The sequence below is a fragment of the Mycobacterium colombiense genome (assembly GCF_001665835.1).
Taxonomy (GTDB): Bacteria; Actinomycetota; Actinomycetes; order Mycobacteriales; family Mycobacteriaceae; genus Mycobacterium; species Mycobacterium colombiense_A.
Genome location: NZ_LZSX01000073.1, coordinates 53,076 through 67,242, shown reverse-complemented (window position 1 = coordinate 67,242; position 14,167 = coordinate 53,076). Strand labels below are relative to the sequence as shown.

At 67.4% G+C, this 14,167-nt stretch carries 18 protein-coding genes; 12 read left to right on the top strand and 6 right to left on the bottom strand.

The genetic code is table 11. The annotated features are described in order from the left end of the window. The first annotated feature begins 44 nt into the window (after positions 1-44). The 4 genes from A5760_RS15180 to A5760_RS15165 are packed head-to-tail and all read left to right on the top strand — an operon-like array spanning position 45 to position 2,580. Positions 45-1,208, top strand: coding sequence for a steroid 3-ketoacyl-CoA thiolase (locus A5760_RS15180; protein WP_064882137.1), 1,164 nt, complete (start codon positions 45-47; stop codon positions 1,206-1,208). Between the two features lie 21 nt (positions 1,209-1,229). Continuing rightward, a complete protein-coding gene (locus tag A5760_RS15175; RefSeq protein ID WP_196772109.1) occupies positions 1,230-1,619 on the top strand; it encodes a hypothetical protein in 390 nt (129 codons plus the stop codon). Positions 1,620-1,636: 17 nt separating this feature from the next. Beyond that, positions 1,637-2,089 carry a nitroreductase family deazaflavin-dependent oxidoreductase gene (locus tag A5760_RS15170; protein ID WP_064882133.1) on the top strand — a complete coding sequence of 151 codons (453 nt, stop codon included), beginning with the start codon at positions 1,637-1,639 and terminating at the stop codon, positions 2,087-2,089. A gap of 38 nt (positions 2,090-2,127) precedes the next feature. Beyond that, positions 2,128-2,580: a nitroreductase family deazaflavin-dependent oxidoreductase gene (locus tag A5760_RS15165; RefSeq protein ID WP_064882131.1), complete on the top strand. Its 453-nt coding sequence runs from the start codon at positions 2,128-2,130 to the stop codon at positions 2,578-2,580. Here the strand turns inward: A5760_RS15165 and A5760_RS15160 are convergent. Together A5760_RS15160 and A5760_RS15155 are read right to left on the bottom strand one after the other, a co-directional pair. Continuing rightward, positions 2,577-3,482 (bottom strand): SDR family oxidoreductase, encoded by a 906-nt coding sequence (locus A5760_RS15160; RefSeq protein ID WP_064882128.1) that lies wholly within the window; start codon positions 3,480-3,482, stop codon positions 2,577-2,579. The two genes, A5760_RS15165 and A5760_RS15160, sit on opposite strands and share 4 nt — an antisense overlap. A gap of 13 nt (positions 3,483-3,495) precedes the next feature. Next, positions 3,496-4,290: an SDR family oxidoreductase gene (locus A5760_RS15155; RefSeq protein WP_155764344.1), complete on the bottom strand. Its 795-nt coding sequence runs from the start codon at positions 4,288-4,290 to the stop codon at positions 3,496-3,498. A gap of 60 nt (positions 4,291-4,350) precedes the next feature. Here A5760_RS15155 and echA20 point away from each other — a divergent pair, with 60 nt between their 5' ends. The 8 genes from echA20 to A5760_RS15120 all read left to right on the top strand — a co-directional run bounded on the left by echA20 (position 4,351) and on the right by A5760_RS15120 (position 10,306). Further along, positions 4,351-5,106, top strand: coding sequence for a (7aS)-7a-methyl-1,5-dioxo-2,3,5,6,7,7a-hexahydro-1H-indene-carboxyl-CoA hydrolase (gene echA20 / locus A5760_RS15150; protein ID WP_064882124.1), 756 nt, complete (start codon positions 4,351-4,353; stop codon positions 5,104-5,106). After that, a complete protein-coding gene (gene ipdA / locus A5760_RS15145; RefSeq protein WP_064882122.1) occupies positions 5,106-5,990 on the top strand; it encodes a cholesterol ring-cleaving hydrolase subunit IpdA in 885 nt (294 codons plus the stop codon). Before echA20 ends, ipdA begins: the two co-directional genes overlap by 1 nt. After that, a complete protein-coding gene (ipdB, locus tag A5760_RS15140; RefSeq protein ID WP_064882119.1) occupies positions 5,987-6,739 on the top strand; it encodes a cholesterol ring-cleaving hydrolase subunit IpdB in 753 nt (250 codons plus the stop codon). Before ipdA ends, ipdB begins: the two co-directional genes overlap by 4 nt. Positions 6,740-6,791: 52 nt before the next feature. Next, positions 6,792-7,865: a (3aS,4S,5R,7aS)-5-hydroxy-7a-methyl-1-oxo-octahydro-1H-indene-4-carboxyl-CoA dehydrogenase gene (gene ipdC, locus A5760_RS15135; protein ID WP_064882117.1), complete on the top strand. Its 1,074-nt coding sequence runs from the start codon at positions 6,792-6,794 to the stop codon at positions 7,863-7,865. A gap of 64 nt (positions 7,866-7,929) precedes the next feature. Beyond that, positions 7,930-8,577: a SatD family protein gene (locus tag A5760_RS15130; RefSeq protein WP_082279481.1), complete on the top strand. Its 648-nt coding sequence runs from the start codon at positions 7,930-7,932 to the stop codon at positions 8,575-8,577. Then, positions 8,574-9,314: a hypothetical protein gene (locus A5760_RS15125; protein ID WP_064882115.1), complete on the top strand. Its 741-nt coding sequence runs from the start codon at positions 8,574-8,576 to the stop codon at positions 9,312-9,314. Before A5760_RS15130 ends, A5760_RS15125 begins: the two co-directional genes overlap by 4 nt. Before the next feature lie 91 nt (positions 9,315-9,405). Next, the gene (locus A5760_RS26195) at positions 9,406-9,891 is read left to right on the top strand and encodes an AraC family transcriptional regulator (protein WP_331237119.1); all 486 of its coding nucleotides are present in this window, start codon (positions 9,406-9,408) and stop codon (positions 9,889-9,891) included. Continuing rightward, positions 9,875-10,306 (top strand): VOC family protein, encoded by a 432-nt coding sequence (locus tag A5760_RS15120; protein ID WP_064882113.1) that lies wholly within the window; start codon positions 9,875-9,877, stop codon positions 10,304-10,306. Before A5760_RS26195 ends, A5760_RS15120 begins: the two co-directional genes overlap by 17 nt. A 21-nt stretch (positions 10,307-10,327) precedes the next feature. Here the strand turns inward: A5760_RS15120 and fadA6 are convergent, their stop codons facing one another. From fadA6 to ipdE1, 4 genes are all read right to left on the bottom strand, one after another. After that, a complete protein-coding gene (gene fadA6 / locus A5760_RS15115; RefSeq protein WP_064882112.1) occupies positions 10,328-11,488 on the bottom strand; it encodes a steroid 3-ketoacyl-CoA thiolase FadA6 in 1,161 nt (386 codons plus the stop codon). Position 11,489: 1 nt separating this feature from the next. Beyond that, entirely contained in the window at positions 11,490-12,110 is a 621-nt protein-coding gene (gene kstR2, locus A5760_RS15110; protein ID WP_064882110.1) for a TetR family transcriptional regulator KstR2, read from the bottom strand. A gap of 112 nt (positions 12,111-12,222) precedes the next feature. Further along, positions 12,223-13,011: a (5R,7aS)-5-hydroxy-7a-methyl-1-oxo-2,3,5,6,7,7a-hexahydro-1H-indene-carboxyl-CoA reductase gene (ipdF, locus tag A5760_RS15105; protein WP_064882109.1), complete on the bottom strand. Its 789-nt coding sequence runs from the start codon at positions 13,009-13,011 to the stop codon at positions 12,223-12,225. Further along, a complete protein-coding gene (gene ipdE1 / locus A5760_RS15100) occupies positions 13,008-14,156 on the bottom strand; it encodes an acyl-CoA dehydrogenase IpdE1 (RefSeq protein WP_064882107.1) in 1,149 nt (382 codons plus the stop codon). Before ipdE1 ends, ipdF begins: the two co-directional genes overlap by 4 nt. Positions 14,157-14,167: the final 11 nt, after the last annotated feature.

The window sequence follows — 14,167 nt, the reverse complement described above, 5'->3', positions numbered from 1 at the left end:
ATCCTCGCTTGTCAGAGTAATGAAACGTGTTCTAGCCTGACGGAATGGGTAACCCTGTCATCGTTGAAGCCACTCGTAGCCCCATCGGCAAGCGGAACGGATGGCTGTCCGGTTTGCACGCCACCGAGCTGTTGGGTGCGGTCCAGAGGGCACTGGTCGAGAAGGCCGGCATCGACGCCGGCGACGTCGAACAGGTCATCGGCGGCTGCGTGACACAGTACGGCGAGCAGTCGAACAACATCAGCCGGGTCAGCTGGCTGGTGGCCGGGCTGCCGGAGCACGTCGGCGCCATGACCGTGGACTGCCAGTGCGGCAGCGGCCAGCAGGCAAACGGCCTGGTCGCCGGCCTGATCGCGGCGGGCGCGATCGACATCGGCATCGCGTGCGGCATCGAGGCCATGAGCCGCGTCGGACTCGGCGCCAACGCCGGCCCCGACCGCACCATCCTGCGGCCGGCGTCGTGGGATATCGACCTGCCCGACCAGTTCACCGCGGCCGAGCGGATCGCCAAACGACGCGGCATCACCCGTGAGGACATCGACGAGTTCGGCCTGGCGTCGCAGACCAAGGCCAAGCAGGCCTGGGAGGAGGGCCGCTTCGACCGCGAGATCTCCCCGATCGAGGCCCCGGCGCTCGACGAGAACAAGCAACCGACGTCCGAGCGCGTCACCATCAGCCGCGACCAGGGCCTGCGCGAGACGACGCTGTCGGGCCTGAGCTCGTTGAAGCCGGTCCTCGAGGGCGGAATCCACACGGCGGGAACGTCGTCGCAGATCTCCGACGGCGCGGCGGCCGTGCTGTGGATGGACGAGGACAAGGCCAAGGCTCTGGGCCTGCGGCCGCGGGCCCGCATCGTCAGCCAGGCGCTGGTCGGGGCCGAGCCGTACTACCACCTGGACGGCCCGGTGCAGTCGACGGCGAAGGTGCTGGAGAAGGCCGGGATGAAGATGGGCGACATCGACATCACCGAGATCAACGAGGCATTCGCTTCCGTGGTGCTGTCGTGGGCGCGGGTGCACGACCCGGACATGGCCAAGGTCAACGTCAACGGCGGGGCCATCGCGCTGGGCCACCCGGTCGGCAGCACCGGCAGCCGGCTGATCACCACGGCGCTGCACGAGCTGGAACGCACCGACCAGACCACCGCGCTGATCACCATGTGCGCGGGCGGCGCCCTGTCGACCGGCACCATCATCGAGCGCATCTAGCGCCCGATCGTTTTTCGTCTCCTGGTGAGCGTTTCCGACGACAGCCGCATCGCCGCGGCGCAGGCCTACATCGACGCGTTGATCAACCATGACGGTGACTCCGTTCCGTTCGCCGTCCACTGCACCCGCATCGAGCAGGGAATCAAGAACGGTTTCTCCGGAAATCACCTGCGGCGCAGCCTGAATCGCGGGCTGCAGTACCGGTTGCTCGCGGACACGACGCCGCCGGACTACCGCATCGACGGCGACCGGGTGCACGCGACATACCAGGTGCTGACCAAGGCGGGATTCGGCGGCCGGCGGCTCGCCGCGCACGTCAACGAGACCTTCGTGATTCCGGCCGAAAGCCCAAGCGGGAGGGCTGAAATCCACCACATCAAGGTTCGCTTCCAACCCTTTATCCAGCGTTAGGGACGTCAAGGAGCAGCATGCCGAAACCGAAGCCACGTTCACTGAATGCGCCCTGGGTCAGCTTCATCATCAAGTGGATGGCCAAGGGCAACACGTGGATCTACCAGCGCAGCAACGGACGGTTCGGCGACACCTTCCAGAAGGCTCCGGTCGCGCTGCTCACCACGACGGGCCGCAAGAGCGGCGAACCGCGGGTCAGCCCGCTGCTCTACCTGCGCGAGGGGAACCGGGTGATCCTGGTCGCCTCCAAGGGCGGCAGCGACAAACACCCGCAGTGGTACCTCAACCTCAAGGCCGATCCCAAAGTCTCTGTGCAGATCAAGGACGAGGTCCTGCAGCTGCAGGCGCGCGATGCCACCGAGGCGGAACGCGCCGAGTACTGGCCGAAGCTGGACGCCATGTATCCCTCGTTCGACGACTACCGGGCCTGGACCGATCGGGTCATCCCGATCGTCATCTGCGACCCCTAAGTTTCCATTTGGCCCAGCCAGGGAATCATCTGGGCACCATGTCCGACCGCCGCTGGATTCGCAATTCGCGCCCGATTGCGCTGCTGCTCAAGTATTTCGCGCGCGCCCATGTCTGGGCGTACCGACGAACCAACGGCAAGGTCGGCGCCAAGCTGCTGCGGTTCCCGGCGGCCTTGTTGACCACCACCGGACGCGAGTCCGACGAGCCGCGGACCACCGCGACGCTCTACCTGCGCGACGGCGAGCGGGTGATCCTGCCCGCGTCCTTCGGTGGGCGCGACGAGGATCCACGGTGGTATCTCAACCTCAAAGAGAATCCCGACGTGCGGGTGCAGATCCGCGCCCAACGCCTGGAGATGATCGCCCGCGACGCCACCGATACTGAGCGCGAACGGTATTGGCCACGATTGACGCGGATGTACCCGCCCTATCGCAAGTACCGCGAAACCGCCGACCGGGTGATCCCGCTGGTGGTGTGCGAGCCGCGCTAGGCGCCGTAGACCGGGACCGGCCGGCGCGCCTTGGCAAGCAGATCGGCGACGACGCGACCCAGTTCCGCGGGATCCCACCTCGCACCCTTGTCGATCTCCGGCCCGTGCGCCCAGCCCTCGGCGACCCGGATCTTGCCGCCCTCGACCTCGAACACCTTGCCGGTGACGTCGCGCGATTCGGCGCTGCCCAACCAAACCACCAGCGGTGAAATGTTTTCCGGCGCCATGGCGTCGAAGTCCTGGTCCTGCGTCGCCATCATCTCGGCGAACACCGTCTCGGTCATGCGGGTGCGGGCCGAGGGCGCGATGGCGTTGACGGTGACGCCGTAGCGCCCCATCTCGGCGGCGGCGACCAACGTCATCGCCGCGATGCCCGCCTTGGCGGCGCTGTAGTTGCCCTGCCCGACGCTGCCCTGCAGGCCGGCGCCCGAACTGGTGTTGATGATCCGGGCGTCAACGGTTTTGCCCTCCTTGGACAGTCCCCGCCAGTACGCCGCGGCGTGGCGCATCGTGGCGAAGTGCCCCTTGAGGTGCACTGCGATGACGGCGTCGAACTCCTCTTCGCTGGTGTTGGCCATCATCCGGTCGCGCACGATGCCGGCGTTGTTCACCAAAACGTCCAGACCGCCGAAGTTTTCGACGGCGGTCTGGATCAGGCTCGCCGCCTGGTCCCAGTCGGCGATGTTGGATCCGTCGGCGACGGCTTCGCCACCGGCGGCGACGATTTCGTCGACCACACCCTGGGCGGCGCTGCCACCGCCGGCCGGCGAACCGTCCAGGCCCACCCCGATGTCGTTGACCACCACACGTGCGCCTTCTTCGGCGAAGGCCAGCGCATGCGCACGACCGATACCGCCGCCCGCTCCGGTGACGATGACGACGCGGCCGTCAACCACTCCCATGCTTTTGTCTCCTCTACTTGATCGCGCTCGCGTTCGTGCTGGCCAGATAGTGCGGCGGCTCGCCGCCGCCGTGCACCTCCAACGAGGCCCCGCTGATGTAGGACGCCATGTCTGAGGCCAGAAATGCTGTGGCCCAACCGATATCGGCGGGCTCGGCCAGCCGGCCGAGTGGCACATTCTTCGAGATCGCCGCGATGGAGTCGGCATCGCCGTAGAACAGTTCGGATTGCTCGGTCTCCACCATGCCGACCACGCAGGCGTTCACCCGGACCTTCGGGCCCCACTCCACCGCCAGGGTCTGCGTCAGGCTTTCCAGGCCGGCCTTGGCCGCCCCATAGGCGCCCGTTCCGGGAGACGGCCGGCGGCCGCTGAGGCTGCAGATGTTGATGATCGACCCGCCCTGCTGCTGAGCTTGCATGTGAGCGTTCGCGTGCTGCGAAACCGACAGCGCACCAATCAGATTGAGTTCGATGATCTTGCGGTTGAACTTGGCGCTGGACTCCGCGGTCAGCACATAGGGCGATCCCCCGGCGTTGTTGACGACGACGTCGAGTCGCCCGTGCCGGTCCACGATGGTGTCGATCAATCCCTTGACGGCGTCGTCGTCGCGGACGTCGCACGAGTGGAATTCGTAGGGCAATCCGTCCACCGCCCGTCGCGCACAGGTGACGACGGTCGCGCCCTGCCTGGCGAAAACGGAGCTGATGCCGGCACCGACCCCGCGGACACCGCCGGTGACGAGAACCACCCGCCCGGCCAGCCCCAAGTTGATGGCTTCAAATGGGGGGCATGCTTCGGCGCGAGTCACTGTGCTAGCGTACCAAGCAAGTGCTTGCTTAGGTAGTTACCCCCACAAGGAAGTGGCACCTTGCCCATCACATCCACCACGACCGAACCGGGCATCGTCGCGGTCACCGTCGACTTCCCGCCCGTCAACGCCATCCCGTCGCGCGGCTGGTTCGAACTTGCCGACACCATCACCGCGGCCGGCCAAGATCTCAACACCCACGTGGTGATCCTGCGCGCCGAGGGCCGCGGCTTCAACGCCGGGGTCGACATCAAGGAGATGCAGCGCACCGAGGGATTCACCGCGCTGATCGACGCCAACCGCGGCTGCTTCGCGGCGTTCCGCGCGGTCTACGAGTGCGCGGTGCCCGTCGTCGCCGCCGTCAACGGGTTCTGCGTCGGCGGCGGCATCGGGTTGGTCGGCAACTCCGACGTCATCGTGGCCTCCGACGACGCCACCTTCGGGCTGCCGGAGGTGGAGCGCGGCGCGCTCGGCGCGGCGACGCACCTGTCGCGACTGGTTCCGCAGCACATGATGCGGCGGCTGTTCTTCACCGCCGCCACCGTCGACGCCGCCACCCTGCACCACTTCGGTTCGGTGCACGAGGTGGTGCCGCGCGACGAGCTCGACGAGGCCGCCCTGCGGGTCGCGCGCGACATCGCCGCCAAGGACACCCGCGTCATCCGCGCGGCCAAGGAAGCGCTGAACCTGATCGACGTGCAACGAGTCAACTCGAGTTACCGCATGGAGCAAGGCTTTACGTTCGAGCTCAATCTCGCCGGGGTGTCCGACGAGCACCGTGACGCGTTCGCCGGTACCGAGAAGGGCAAGCAGTAGTGGCCGACAAGAGAACCACCCTCGACGAGGCCGTCGCGCAATTGCGCAGCGGCATGACCATCGGTATCGGCGGCTGGGGATCGCGGCGCAAGCCGATGGCGTTCGTGCGTGCGCTGCTGCGCACCGACATCACCGACCTGACGGTGGTCACCTACGGCGGGCCGGACGTGGGCCTGCTGTGCTCGGCCGGCAAGGTCAAGCGGGTCTACTACGGGTTCGTCTCGCTGGACTCCCCGCCCTTCTACGACCCCTGGTTCGCCAAGGCCCGCGCCAACGGCGCGATCGAGGCCCGGGAGATGGACGAGGGCATGCTGCGCTGCGGACTGCAGGCCGCCGCGCAGCGCCTGCCGTTCCTGCCGATCCGCGCCGGGCTGGGCAGCTCGGTGCTGGACTTCTGGGAGGGCGAGCTGCAGACGGTGACCAGCCCGTATCCGGCACCCGGCGGTGGGCACGAGACCCTGATCGCAATGCCGGCGCTGCGCCTGGATGCCGCGTTCGCGCACCTCAACCTCGGTGACGCGCAAGGCAATGCGGCCTACACGGGAATCGACCCGTACTTCGACGACCTGTTCCTGATGGCCGCCGAGAAGCGCTTCCTGTCGGTGGAGCGCGTCGTGTCCACCCAGGAATTGGTCAAGGCGGTCCCCCCGCAGGCGCTGCTGGTGAACCGCATGATGGTCGACGGTGTGATCGAGGCGCCGGGCGGCGCCCACTTCACCACCGCCGCACCGGATTACGGCCGCGACGAGAAGTTTCAGCGGCACTACGCCGAGGCCGCCTCGACGGACGAGGGTTGGCAGCAGTTCGTGCAGACCTTCCTCTCGGGCAGCGAAGAGGACTACCAGGCGGCCGTGCGCGCTTTCAAAGAGGAGGCCTCGTCATGAGCGGCGAAGCGATCACCCGACCGGAGATCTGCGCGGTCGCCTGCGCCGAATTGTTCCGGGACGCAGGCGAGATCATGGTCAGCCCGATGACCAACATGGCCTCGGTCGGCGCGCGACTGGCGCGGTTGACCTTTTCACCGGATATCCTGCTGACCGACGGCGAGGCGCAGCTGCTGGCCGAGACCCCGGCCTTGGGCGCGTCCGCTCCCGTCGAGGGCTGGATGCCGTTCGGCCGCGTTTTCGAAACCCTGGCGTGGGGCCGGCGGCACGTGGTGATGGGCGCCAATCAGGTTGACCGCTTTGGCAATCAGAACATCTCGGCGTTCGGCCCGCTGCAGCAGCCCAAGCGCCAGATGTTCGGCGTGCGGGGTGCGCCCGGCAACGCCATCAACCACGCGACCAGCTACTGGGTGGGCAACCACTCCAAGCGGGTGTTCTGCGAGAAGGTCGACATCGTCTGCGGAATCGGTTGGGACAACGTGGACAACGACAATCCGGCGTTCCGTTTCGCGAACACGTATCGGGTGGTGTCCAACCTCGGTGTGTTCGACTTCGGCGGGCCGGACCGCACGATGCGCGCGGTGTCCCTGCATCCCGGTGTCACGGCCGACGAGGTCGCCGAGAACACCTCGTTCGAGGTGCACGGCCTGGACGGCGCCGCAGAGACCAGGCTGCCGACCGACGACGAGCTGCGCCTGATCCGCGAGGTCATCGATCCGAAGGCGCTGCGCGACAGAGAGATCCGTTGATGACTATTCCGCCTCCTCCTCATCGCTTCGCTCTGCATCGTCGGCGGTGGGTATGAAGCTGCGCACGCCGCTGACCGAGCTGGTCGGTGTCGAGCACCCGGTGGTCCAGACCGGGATGGGCTGGGTGGCCGGTGCCCGGCTGGTGTCCGCCACGGCCAACGCCGGTGGGCTGGGCATCCTGGCCTCGGCCACCATGACGCTGGACGAATTGGCCACGGCCATCGCGAAGGTCAAGGCCGCCACCGACAAGCCGTTCGGCGTGAACATCCGCGCCGACGCCGCCGACGCCGGCGACCGCGTCGACCTGATGATCCGCGAAGGCGTCAAGGTGGCGTCCTTCGCCCTGGCGCCCAAGCAGGAACTCATCGCCCGGCTGAAAGAGGCTGGTGCCGTGGTGATTCCGTCGATCGGAGCGGCCAAGCACGCCCGCAAGGTGGCGAGCTGGGGCGCCGACGCGATGATCGTGCAGGGCGGCGAGGGCGGCGGCCACACCGGGCCGGTCGCCACCACCTTGCTGCTGCCCTCGGTGCTGGACGCGGTGCAGGGCAGCGGGATTCCGGTGATCGCGGCCGGTGGATTCTTCGACGGGCGCGGCCTTGCGGCCGCGCTGAGCTACGGCGCCGCCGGCGTCGCGATGGGCACCCGCTTCCTGCTGACCTCGGATTCGACCGTGCCGGAGGCGGTGAAACGCCGTTACCTGGAGTCGGCGCTGGACGGCACGGTCGTCACGACGCGTGTGGACGGCATGCCGCACCGGGTGCTGCGCACCGGCCTGGTCGAGAAGCTGGAAAACGGCACGCCGATCAGGGGTCTGACCGCCGCGGTGCGCAACGCCGCCAAGTTCAAGCACATGTCGCAGATGACCTGGCGGTCGCTGATCAGCGACGGCCTGGCGATGCGCCACGGCAAGGAGCTGACCTGGTCGCAGGTGGTGATGGCGGCCAACACGCCGATGCTGTTGAAGGCAGGCCTGGTTGACGGGAACACCGATGCCGGCGTGCTGGCTTCCGGACAGGTGGCCGGCATTCTCGAGGACCTGCCGTCGTGCGCCGAGCTGATCGAATCGATCGTGCGCGACGCCGTCAAACACCTGCAAGCGGCAGCCGGGCTGGTGGAAGGGCCGTAACCGGCCGCTCCCACCTATTGAAGTGTATAGCTAAAGTCTTGCTTTATTAAGCTATAATCTTCACATGGCCCGGATGAAGCCATCTTCTTCACCGCGCGCGACGCTCATCGGTGACGTCGTCGGCTCCCGGCGTGCCACCGACCGCTCAAAGCTGCACCGGGCCCTCGCGAGCGCCCTGCGGCACGTCGCCGGCGACGCCATCGACCCGCCGGCATTCACCGTCGGCGACGAGTTTCAGGGCAGCTACCCGACCGTGGGTGCCGCGATCGATGCCGCCCTGTCGGTGCGGCTGGCCGTCGGCCCCGAGGTCGACGTCCGGTTCGGCATCGGCTGGGGCACGGTCGCCATCCTGGATGCCGCCGCGGGAATCCAGGACGGGCCGGGCTGGTGGACCGCGCGGGAGGCCATCGAGCAGACCGCAGCGGCCCAGCGGCAGCCGGGCTTCGCGCTGGTGCGCACGACGTTCCGGGCCGACGGCGACACACGCGACGACGTCGCCGCGGTCAACGCGGCCCTGATTTGTCGGGACCATCTGCTTGGATCTCTCGATGAAAGATCGTTGCGGATTGTGACGGGGTTGATGACAGGCCGGACCAAAAAGGAGCTCGCCGCCGACGAGGGCATCAGCCCGTCGGCGGTGTCCCAGCGCGCGAGTCGCGATGGCTTGGATCTGGTTGTCCTTGCCAGCCAGTATCTTCGGAGCCTGCCGTGAGCGCCATCGCGGTCTTTCTCATCGCACTGGGAGTCGCCGACCTCTGCCGGCGGGCGACCCGCGCGGTCTGGCCGCCGCTGTTGATCGGGCCGATCGTGGTGCTGGCGTGCGCGGCGCTGGGGGCCCTGTGGCACGCCGGCGACATCGCATTGCTCGTGTTGGCGGCCGCGGCGGTTATCGCCTGGGAATGGCTGTGCGCGCGAAGCGAGCGCAGCGGCGCCGCGCAGGGCGCACCGTTGGCCGTCTTCGGCTGCGCGCTGGCGCTGCTGGCGGTGTCGTCCGGCTGGTCCTCGCCGGCCAACGGCGCTGTCGCGCGGTGGTCGGCCTGGGTTCACCTGCCGCTCGACCATGTTGCGCCAACCCGCCTGCTGATGCTCGTCGGCGTGGTCCTGGCTCAGTTCGCCACCGCAAACCAGTTGGTGCGCTTGGTGCTTGGCTCGGTGGGCGCGGTGCGGCCGGCCGGCGAACCGCAGCCCTCGGACCGGCTCAAGGGCGGCAGGCTGCTGGGACCGATGGAGCGCCTGCTGATCCTGAGCCTCGGTGTCGGCGGACAGGTGGCCGCGGCCAGCGCCGTCGTCGCCGCCAAGGGCATCATCCGGTTTCCCGAATTGAACGCTCAAACAAACCGCAACGGCGACGTCGGCATCGACGAGGTGACCGAGTACTTCCTGGTCGGCAGCTTCACGAGTTGGCTGCTCGCCCTGGGCAGCATCGGCCTGGTCGTGGCAACCCGGTAAGGGGTCGCCCACGCATGATCGCGTCGGGAAACCGCGTTGGGACGTTCACAATCCGCGTGAAGAGCTGTGGAAGGTCCGGCACACTATGAAAGTGGCAGCTGCACCAACAGCCCGGCATCTCCTTCGCGCCAAAGACCTGGTCGACGCGCATTATCACGAGCCGCTCTCCGTCGCCGATCTGGCCGCGGCCGCAGGCCTATCACCTGCCCACTTCAGTCGACGCTTCAAGCAGACGTTCGGCGAGTCGCCGCACCAGTACCTACTGACGCGGCGGCTCGAACGAGCCGCAGCATTGCTTCGCACAACCGATTGGACGGTCGCCGCTGTTTGCTTCGCCGTCGGTTGGGAAAGCGTCGGCTCGTTCACCACCAGCTTTCGCCGCATGTTCGGCGGCACGCCGCAGGCGTACCGGGACAAGTTCCCGCCTGCCGACCACCACGTGCGGATTCCACGCTGTGTCGTGCTGGCCTACGGGCGTCCGCTAAACCGCACGTTTCGAGAAGACTGCGAACCCGCGACCCCCGTAGCTTCGAAACGACAGACCAAAGTCAGGAGAATCGATGCTCAAGATCGCTAACGCCCAATTCTGGGTGCATGACCAAGACGCAGCGCTGGAGTTCTACACCAAGACGCTCGGCTGGGAGATCCGAGCGGATGTGACGATGGAGGCGTGGAACTTCCGGTGGCTGTGCGTCGGACCCGTCGGGCAAGATGACGTCGGGCTGGTGCTGATGCCCGTTCCAAAACCACCAATGCTCGACGCTGGGTCCAGCACACAACTGGCCGAACTGGTGGCCAAGGGCGCAGGCGGCACCTTGTTTTTGGAGACCGACGATTGCCAAGCTCTTTACGACGAATTGTCCGCTCGCGGCGTTACATTCAACGATCCTCCCACCCGGCAGGCGTACGGCGTCGACACTTCCTTCCGTGACCCGTCCGGCAACAACATTCGGCTCACCCAAGTACTCGAGTTCGATCCGACCCGGGGTTGATCGCTCGCGCCTTCCAGACGGCTACAGACGCTCGATGATCGTGACGTTGGCCGTGCCGCCGCCTTCACACATCGTCTGCAGGCCGTAGCGCCCGCCGATGCGCTCCAGCTCGTTGAGCATGGTGGTGAACAGCTTGGCGCCGGTGGCGCCCAGCGGGTGGCCGAGCGCGATCGCGCCGCCGTTGGGGTTGACCTTCTCCGGGTCGGCCTTGATCTCCTTGAGCCACGCCAACACCACCGGCGCGAAGGCCTCGTTGATCTCCACGGTGTCGATGTCGTCGATGGACAGCCCGGCCTTGTCCAGCGCATAGCGGGTCGCCGGGATCGGCCCGGTCAGCATGAAGACCGGGTCGGCGGCGCGGGCGCTGATGTGGTGGATGCGCGCCCGCGGCGTCAAATTGTGCTCCTTGACGGCCTTTTCGGACGCCAGCAGCACGGCACTGGCACCGTCGGAGATCTGGCTGGCCATGGCCGCCGTCAGCCGGCCCCCTTCGACCAGCGGCTTGAGGCCGGCCATCTTTTCCAGCGACGACTCACGCGGGCCCTCGTCGACCCGGAACGGCCCGGATTCCGTTTCGACGGTGATGATCTCGTTGTCGAAGTGGCCGCCGCGGATGGCCGCGAACGCGCGCTCGTGACTGGTCAGCGCGTACCGCTCCATCTCCTCGCGAGACAGGTTCCACTTCTCGGCGATCAGCTCCGACCCGCGGAACTGCGAGATCTCCTGGTCGCCGTAGCGGTGCAGCCACTGCTTGGACTCGTTGGTGGGCGAGGTGAATCCGAATTGCTCGCCCACCGTCATGGCCGACGAGATCGGGATCTGGCTCATGTTCTGCACGCCGCCGGCGACGATCAGGTCGGCCGTGCCGGACATAACAGCCTGCGCCCCAAAGGAAATGGCCTGCTGGCTGGAACCGCACTGCCGGTCGACGGTGACGCCGGGAACCTCTTCGGGATAGCCGGCCGCCAGCCACGAAAGGCGGGCGATGTTGCCGGCCTGCGCGCCGATGGCATCGACACAGCCGGCGATCACGTCGTCGACGGCGGCGGGATCGACGTCGACCCGGTCAAGCAGTCCGCGCCAGCCCAGGGCACCCAGATCCACCGGGTGGACCCCGGCCAGTGATCCGCCGCGCTTGCCGACCGCGGTACGCACAGCGTCGATGACGTACGCCTCTGGCATTTCAGACTCCTTCTTCGATCTTCTTTGATTCCGCAGTAATTCCGCCGAGAACGATGGCGAGGTATTGCTGGCCGACCTGCTCCGCGGTGAGCGGCCCGCCCGGCTGATACCAGCGCACCGACACCCACGTGGTGTCCCGGATGAAGCGGTAGATCAGGTCGACGTCGAGGTCGGGCCGAAAGCAGCCCTCCTCCACGCCCTGATTGAGCAACTCGAGCCACATCTTGCGTTGCTGCCGGTTCATGTCCTCGATGTAGGAGAACCGGGGCTGGGACAGCAGCCGCTGGGCCTCGTCCTGGTAGATGACGACCTGCGCGTGCCGGTGCTCGATCGCCTCGAACGACACCATGAACAATCCTTTGAGCCGCTCCAGCGGATTGGCCTCGCTTTCCACGATCTCGCGGTAGCGCGCGAACAACCAATCCAGGAAACTGCGCAAGAGCTCGTCGACCATCTCCTCCTTGGAGGAGAAGTGGTGATACAGGCTGCCGGACAGGATGCCCGCGCTGTCGGCGATGTCGCGCACGGTGGTGGCACGCAATCCACGCTCGGCGAACATGGTCGCGGCAAGCTCCAGTAGCTCGTCTCGCCGGCTGTTGGCCTGACCGGGCACTCGGTCCACCCGATCAGCGTATCAACCAAGCGCTTGCTTGGCCACCGAGGTGTGGTTTCCGGTCGCCGGAGCCGCCGCAAGCGTCAGCGCAGCGAGACCACGACGTCAGCGATGTCGCAGCTCACGGGTGCTGGCTGGACACCGAGATGACCTCGCCGGTCAGGTAGCTGGAGTAGTCGCTGGCGAGGAACGCAATCGTGGCCGCCACCTCCCACGGCTCGGCGGCCCGCCCGAAGGCCTCGCCGGCCGACAGCCGGTCGAGCAACTCCGACGACGACGTCTTCTCCAGGAACTTGTGCCGCGCGATGCTCGGCGACACCGCATTGATCCGCACGTCGTACTCCGCGGCTTCGATTGCGCTGCAACGGGTCAGCGCCATCACGCCCGCCTTGGCGGCGGCATAGTGCGCTTGCGAGTGCTGGGCCCGCCAGCCCAGGACACTGGCGTTGTTGACGATCACCCCGCCGTGCGGCGCCTCGCGGAAGTAGCGCAGCGCCGCACGGGTGGCGCGAAACACCGACGTGAGGGTGACGTCCAGGACGCGGTCCCATTCCTCGTCGGTCATGTCGACCACCGGTGTCTGCCCGCCCAGCCCGGCGTTGTTGACCAGGACGTCGATGCGTCCCATCCGCGCGGTGGCCGACGCGAACAGCCCATCGATCTGCGCGGTGGATGTCACGTCGCACAGCACGCTTTCGACCCGGCCCTGTCCCAGTGCGGCGAGCTCGTCGGCGGTCTCCCCCAGCCGGCGTTCGTGGTGATCCGAGATCACCACGTCGGCACCCTCGGCCAGCGCCCGTCGTGCCGTTGACGCGCCGATGCCGGTGCCCGCGGCCGCGGTCACGACCACCACCTTGCCCTGCAGAAGCCCGTGTCCGGCAATCTCTTTCGGAGCTTCGGACAGACTCATCCTTTGACCTCTCGGGGTAGGCCGAGCACCCGCTCGGCGATGATGTTGCGCTGGATCTCGTTGGATCCGCCGTAGATGGTGTCGGCGCGGGTGAACAGGAACAGCCGCTGCCATTCGTCGAACTCGCCGTCGGTCAGCGTGAGTCCCGGCTTGCCGATGACGTCCATGGCCAGCTCGCCCAGATCGCGATGCCAGTTGGCCCACAACAACTTCGACACGTTGTCCTGGCCGGGCTGCTCCACGTCCATGGTGGCCAGCGCGTAGCTGCGCATGGCGCGCAGTCCGGTCCACGCCCGGGTCAGCCGCTCGCGAATGAACGGGTCGTCGGCCGCACCGGTGCGCTGGGCGAGCTCGGCCAGGTTGGAAAGCTCACGGGCGTAACGGATCTGCTGTCCCAGCGTCGACACGCCGCGCTCGAAGGTCAGCGTCCCCATCGCTACCCGCCAGCCGTCACCGGGCTCGCCGACCACCAGGCCGGCCTCGGTGCGGGCGTCGTCGAAGAACACCTCGTTGAATTCCGAGTCGCCGGTCAGCTGGATGATCGGGCGGACTTCCACGCCCGGCTGATCCAGCGGCACCAGCAGATACGACAGCCCGGCGTGGCGCTTGGACCCCTTCAGGGTGCGTGCGACCACGAAGCACCACTGCGCCCAGTGCGCCAACGACGTCCACACCTTCTGGCCGTTGATCACCCACTCGTCGCCGTCGAGTTCGGCGGTGGTCGCCACGTTGGCCAGGTCACTGCCGGCGCCGGGCTCCGAATAGCCCTGGCACCACAGCTCGGTGACGTCGAGAATCCGCGGCAGGAAGCGCTGCTGCTGCTCGGGCGTCCCGAAGGCGATCAGCGTGGGACCGAGCAGCTCCTCGCCGAAGTGGTTGACCTTGTCCGGGGCGTCGGCCTTGGCGTACTCCTCGTAGAACGCCACCCGGTGCGCGGTGGACAGCCCGCGGCCGCCGTGCTCGACCGGCCAGCCCAGGCAGGTCAGGCCCGCCTCGGCGAGGTGCTGGTTCCATGCCCGGCGCTCCTCGAACGCCTCGTGCTCGCGTCCGGGCCCACCGAGGCCCTTGAGAGCTGCGAATTCGCCGACCAGATTGTCGGCGAGCCACTGACGGACCTCCGCCCGGAACTCCTCGACCTCCTGCATGCCCTGTAGGC

Excerpts from the sequence above, each read along its gene's own strand:
- A5760_RS15180 (WP_064882137.1), top strand. The coding sequence starts at position 45 with ATGGGTAACCCTGTCATCGTTGAAGCCACTCGTAGCCCCATCGGCAAG.
- A5760_RS15170 (WP_064882133.1), top strand. The coding sequence starts at position 1,637 with ATGCCGAAACCGAAGCCACGTTCACTGAATGCGCCCTGGGTCAGCTTC.
- A5760_RS15165 (WP_064882131.1), top strand. The coding sequence starts at position 2,128 with ATGTCCGACCGCCGCTGGATTCGCAATTCGCGCCCGATTGCGCTGCTG.
- A5760_RS15160 (WP_064882128.1), bottom strand. The coding sequence starts at position 3,482 with ATGGGAGTGGTTGACGGCCGCGTCGTCATCGTCACCGGAGCGGGCGGC.
- ipdB (WP_064882119.1), top strand. The coding sequence starts at position 5,987 with ATGAGCGGCGAAGCGATCACCCGACCGGAGATCTGCGCGGTCGCCTGC.
- ipdC (WP_064882117.1), top strand. The coding sequence starts at position 6,792 with ATGAAGCTGCGCACGCCGCTGACCGAGCTGGTCGGTGTCGAGCACCCG.
- A5760_RS15130 (WP_082279481.1), top strand. The coding sequence starts at position 7,930 with ATGGCCCGGATGAAGCCATCTTCTTCACCGCGCGCGACGCTCATCGGT.
- A5760_RS15120 (WP_064882113.1), top strand. The coding sequence starts at position 9,875 with ATGCTCAAGATCGCTAACGCCCAATTCTGGGTGCATGACCAAGACGCA.
- fadA6 (WP_064882112.1), bottom strand. The coding sequence starts at position 11,488 with ATGCCAGAGGCGTACGTCATCGACGCTGTGCGTACCGCGGTCGGCAAG.
- ipdF (WP_064882109.1), bottom strand. The coding sequence starts at position 13,011 with ATGAGTCTGTCCGAAGCTCCGAAAGAGATTGCCGGACACGGGCTTCTG.
- ipdE1 (WP_064882107.1), bottom strand. The coding sequence starts at position 14,156 with ATGCAGGAGGTCGAGGAGTTCCGGGCGGAGGTCCGTCAGTGGCTCGCC.